The following is a 5,019-nucleotide window of genomic DNA, read 5'->3' on the forward strand; positions in this document are numbered from 1 at the left end:
GCCACAGGTTTTATGTTGTGTGAGCCCTTTTTACGAGCCCTCGCCATGTCCGAATACCTGTTGCAAATGAACGGCATCGTCAAGACCTTTGGCGGTGTCAAAGCCCTCAACGGCATCGACATCAAGGTCCGACCGGGAGAGTGCGTCGGCCTGTGCGGTGAAAACGGCGCGGGCAAATCCACCTTGATGAAAGTCCTCTCGGCGGTCTACCCCTATGGCACCTGGGAGGGCGAAATCCTCTGGGACGGCCAGCCGCTGAAAGCCCAATCGATCAGCGAAACCGAGGCCGCCGGGATCGTCATCATCCATCAGGAACTGACGTTGGTCCCCGATCTGTCGGTGGCCGAAAACATCTTCATGGGCCACGAGCTGACATTGCCCGGTGGGCGCATGAATTACCCGGCGATGATCCACCGCGCCGAAGCCCTGATGCGTGAGCTCAAAGTGCCGGACATGAACGTCTCGCTGCCGGTCTCGCAGTACGGCGGTGGCTACCAGCAACTGGTCGAGATCGCCAAGGCGCTGAACAAACAGGCGCGCCTGCTGATCCTCGATGAGCCCTCCTCGGCCCTGACCCGTTCGGAAATCGAGGTGCTGCTGGACATCATCCGCGACCTCAAGGCCAAGGGCGTGGCCTGCGTGTATATCTCCCACAAACTCGATGAAGTGGCGGCGGTGTGTGACACCATTTCGGTCATCCGCGATGGCAAACACATCGCGACCACCGCCATGGCCGACATGGATATCCCGAAGATCATCACGCAAATGGTCGGGCGCGAAATGAGCAATCTCTACCCCACCGAACCCCACGAGATCGGCGAGGTGATTTTCGAGGCGCGGCACATCACCTGCTACGACGTCGACAACCCCAGGCGCAAACGGGTCGACGATATTTCCTTTGCCCTCAAGCGCGGCGAGATTCTCGGCATCGCCGGGCTGGTGGGCGCCGGTCGCACGGAACTGGTGTCGGCGCTGTTCGGCGCCTACCCCGGACGCCATGAAGGCGAAGTCTGGCTGGACGGCCAGCGGATCGACAGCAGCACGCCGCTCAAGTCGATCCGCGCCGGCCTGTGCATGGTTCCCGAAGACCGCAAGCGCCAAGGCATCATCCCGGACCTGGGCGTAGGCCAGAACATTACCCTGGCGGTGCTGGAGAACTTCTCGAAGATGACCCGGATCGATGCCGAGGCCGAACTGGGCAGCATCGACCGGGAGATCTCGCGCATGCACCTGAAGACCGCGAGCCCGTTCCTGCCGATCACCAGCCTGTCCGGCGGCAACCAGCAGAAAGCCGTGTTGGCGAAGATGCTCCTGACCAAGCCACGGGTGTTGATTCTCGACGAGCCCACCCGAGGCGTGGACGTGGGTGCCAAGTACGAGATCTACAAGCTGATGGGCGCGCTGGCGGCCGAAGGCGTGTCGATCATCATGGTGTCCTCGGAACTGGCCGAAGTGCTCGGGGTGTCCGACCGCGTGCTGGTGATTGGCGACGGCCAGTTGCGCGGCGATTTCATCAACCGTGAACTGACCCAGGAGCAGGTGCTTGCCGCCGCGCTCAGCCATGCCGAAGCCCCTGACAACAATGATCGGAAATCCGCGTAGATGAATCAGGTCAAACAAGTGTTCACCCGCTACAAAATGCTCGCCCTGGTGATTGCCGTGGCAGTCATCTGGCTGTTCTTCAGCTGGCAGACCGAGGGCGGATTCCTGACTCCGCGCAACCTCTCCAACCTGCTGCGGCAGATGTCCATCACCGGGATCCTGGCCTGCGGCATGGTGCTGGTGATCATCAGCGGTGAGATCGACCTGTCGGTCGGCTCGCTGCTGGGCTTGCTCGGCGGGCTCGCGGCGATTCTCGACGTGGTCTATCACATTCCGCTACTGGCGAACCTGAGCCTGGTCGCCCTGTGCGGGCTGGTCATCGGCCTCGCCAACGGCTACATGACCGCCTACCTGCGCATCCCCTCGTTCATCGTCGGCTTGGGCGGCATGCTGGCGTTCCGCGGAATTCTGCTGGGCATCACCGGCGGCACCACCATCGCCCCGGTATCGCCGGAGCTGGTTTATGTCGGCCAGGGCTATCTGCCTCATGCGGTCGGCACGGGCCTTGGCGTGGTGCTGTTCGCCCTGACGTTGTTCCTGACCTGGAAACAACGCCGCAATCGCGCCTTGCACGGCCTGGCAGCCCATTCATTGGTGCGTGATGTGGTGCGGGTAGTGTTGATCGGCGCAGTGCTCGCCGGCTTCGTCTACACGCTGAACAGCTATGACGGGATTCCGGTTCCGGTGCTGCTGCTGTTGGTCCTGCTGGGGGTGTTCAGCTACGTGACCAGCCAGACCGTGTTCGGCCGGCGCGTCTATTCCGTGGGCAGCAACATGGAAGCCACCCGCCTGTCCGGCATCAACGTGCAAGCGGTGAAACTCTGGATCTTCGGCATCATGGGCGTAATGTGCGCCCTCGCCGGCATGGTCAACACCGCGCGTCTGGCCGCCGGCTCGCCCTCGGCCGGCAACATGGGCGAGCTCGACGCCATCGCTGCCTGTTTCATCGGCGGCACCTCCATGCGCGGCGGCTCCGGCACGGTCTACGGTGCGCTGCTCGGCGCTCTGGTCATCACCAGCCTGGACAACGGCATGTCGATGCTCGACGTCGACAGCTATTGGCAGATGATTGTCAAAGGCAGCATTCTGGTCCTGGCCGTATGGGTAGACGTCAGCACCCGGGCTGGACGACGTTGATAGCCGCCCCTTGGGTGATTGATCACGACGCGTGTGCAACGCCTTCACTTTTGCGCGCTTGATGCTTTCAGGGCGGGGAATATGCTGTTCACAGCAAGGCCCGCCAGGACAAGAAGCGCGCGAAAATGAACAGCCCGAGAACGCTCTACCAGAAACACATCGACAGCCATACCGTTTGCCCGCTGGATGATCAGGGCCACGTGCTGTTGTACATCGACCGTCAGGTCGCCAACGAATACACCAGCCCGCAAGCGTTCAGCGGCCTGCGCGAAGCCCGCCGCAGCGTCTGGCGCCCCAGCGCGACCCTCGCGGTGGTTGACCACGTCAACCCGACCACGCCTCAACGCATCGCGGCCATGCCGGATGCTGGCGGCGCCCGGCAGGTGTCCTACTTTGCCGAAAACTGCCGAGACTTCGGCATCGAACTGTTCGATGTGCTGGACAAGCGCCAGGGCATCGAGCACGTCGTCGCTCCCGAGCAAGGCTTCATCCTGCCGGGCATGGTCATCGCCGCTGGCGACAGCCATACCACCACCTACGGTGCGCTCGGGGCGTTCGGTTTCGGCATCGGCACTTCTGAAATCGAACATTTGCTGGCCACCCAGACGCTGGTCTACAAGCGCCTGAAAACCCTGCGCGTCACGGTCGATGGCGCCCTCGGCGCGGGCGTCACCGCCAAGGACGTCATCATGGCGCTGATCGAAAAAATCGGCGCCTCGGGCGCTACGGGTTACGCAATAGAATTCACCGGCCCGGTCATCAGCGCACTGAGCGTCGAAGCGCGGATGACCATCTGCAACATGGCCGTGGAAGCGGGTGCGAGGGGCGCGTTCATGGCGCCGGATGACAAAGTCTTCGCCTACCTGCAAGGCAAACCCCGTGCGCCTCGGGGAGAACTGTGGGAACAGGCCGTGGCCAAGTGGCGAGACTTGCGCAGCGATGAGGGCGCGGTATTCGATCGGGAAGTGAGCCTCGATGTCGCTGCGCTGGAGCCGATGGTGACCTGGGGCACCAGCCCCGACCAGGCAGCGCCGATTGGCGGCCAGGTACCGGATCCGGCGGCACAGCCCGACCCGATCCTGCGCCAGGGTCTGCAACGGGCGCTGGACTACATGGGGCTGACGCCAGGCATGCCCCTTGGCGAAGTGGAGATCAGCCATGCCTTCATCGGCTCCTGCACCAATGCGCGCATCGAAGACCTGCGCGACGCGGCACGGGTGGTCCGCGGCAAGCGGGTCGCGGCCCATGTACGGGCGATGATCGTGCCCGGCTCTACTGCGGTGCGCGACCAGGCCGAAGAGGAAGGATTGGCCGAGATTTTCCGCGACGCCGGGTTCGAATGGCGCCAGTCCGGCTGCTCGATGTGCCTGGCGATGAACGACGACGTGCTTGCACCAGGCGATCGCTGCGCATCCAGCACCAATCGCAATTTCGAAGGACGCCAGGGCGCAGGCGCGCGCACTCACCTGATGAGTCCGGCGATGGTCGCCGCCGCCGCGATAACCGGTCACCTGACTGACGTCCGCTCACTGCTGCTGGAGGCCTGAAGATGCAACCCTTTGACACCGTAACCGGCATCGCCGCCCCGCTGCTGGCCGCCAACATCGACACCGACGTCATCATGCCCAAGCAGTTCCTCAAGGGCATTGACCGCAAGGGGCTGGACCGTGGGCTGTTCTTCGACCTGAGATGGCGCGAGCCTGGCGTCGCCAATCCGGATTTCGTGCTCAACCAACCTGGCTGGCGCGATGCGACGTTCCTGGTGGTGGGCGAAAATTTCGGCTGTGGCTCAAGCCGTGAGCATGCGGTCTGGGGCTTGAAGCAGGTAGGGATCAGGGCGTTGATCGGTACGAGTTTCGCCGGGATCTTCTACGACAATTGCCAGCGAAACGGGGTGCTGCTGATTGAGCTTGCCGAGCTCCAGTGGAAAAAAATTGCCGAGCTCGTTGGCCACGCGGAAACGGCCGCTATCAGCGTCAACCTTGCCGAGCAGCGCATTGAGCTGGCGGACGGCAGCGTTATGGCGTTCGAGATTGACGGACTGCGCAAGGAGTCGTTGCTGCTGGGGTTGGACGCCATTGGCGCAACGCTCCAGCGTGCCGAGCAGATTCGCCGGTTCGAGCGTCGGCACCTGGCGGAGAATCCCTGGTTGTAGGGATTGGGTTTGACCTGGTTTTGGTAGGTCCGGGCCCCCCTGTGGGCTGTGAAATCTGCGCCTGTCAAAAATCCAATGTGGGAGCGAGCCTGCTCGCGAAGGCGGAGTGTCAGCCACTGAAGATG

General features: G+C 63.0%; 4 protein-coding genes. All 4 read left to right on the plus strand.

Going from position 1 to position 5,019, the window contains the following annotated elements; genetic code table 11:
• Nucleotides 1-45 precede the first annotated feature (45 nt).
• The 4 genes from xylG to leuD all read left to right on the plus strand — a co-directional run bounded on the left by xylG (nt 46) and on the right by leuD (nt 4,894).
• Nucleotides 46-1,602, plus strand: coding sequence for a D-xylose ABC transporter ATP-binding protein (xylG, locus tag ACE04F_RS17580; RefSeq protein ID WP_486108655.1), 1,557 nt, complete (start codon nt 46-48; stop codon nt 1,600-1,602).
• The gene (locus tag ACE04F_RS17585) at nt 1,603-2,739 is read left to right on the plus strand and encodes a sugar ABC transporter permease (RefSeq protein WP_486108657.1); all 1,137 of its coding nucleotides are present in this window, start codon (nt 1,603-1,605) and stop codon (nt 2,737-2,739) included.
• Nucleotides 2,740-2,864: 125 nt separating this feature from the next.
• Entirely contained in the window at nt 2,865-4,286 is a 1,422-nt protein-coding gene (leuC, locus tag ACE04F_RS17590; RefSeq protein ID WP_486108659.1) for a 3-isopropylmalate dehydratase large subunit, read from the plus strand.
• A 2-nt stretch (nt 4,287-4,288) separates the two neighbouring features.
• Nucleotides 4,289-4,894 (plus strand): 3-isopropylmalate dehydratase small subunit, encoded by a 606-nt coding sequence (gene leuD / locus ACE04F_RS17595; protein WP_486108661.1) that lies wholly within the window; start codon nt 4,289-4,291, stop codon nt 4,892-4,894.
• The last annotated feature ends 125 nt before the right edge of the window (nt 4,895-5,019 follow it).

The sequence above is a fragment of the Pseudomonas sp. AGC41 genome (assembly GCF_057334555.1).

What these genes read in the sequence shown, in the direction of transcription:
- xylG (WP_486108655.1), top strand. Translation starts at nt 46, where the DNA reads ATGTCCGAATACCTGTTGCAAATGAACGGCATCGTCAAGACCTTTGGC.
- ACE04F_RS17585 (WP_486108657.1), top strand. Translation starts at nt 1,603, where the DNA reads ATGAATCAGGTCAAACAAGTGTTCACCCGCTACAAAATGCTCGCCCTG.
- leuD (WP_486108661.1), top strand. Translation starts at nt 4,289, where the DNA reads ATGCAACCCTTTGACACCGTAACCGGCATCGCCGCCCCGCTGCTGGCC.
- leuC (WP_486108659.1), top strand. Translation starts at nt 2,865, where the DNA reads ATGAACAGCCCGAGAACGCTCTACCAGAAACACATCGACAGCCATACC.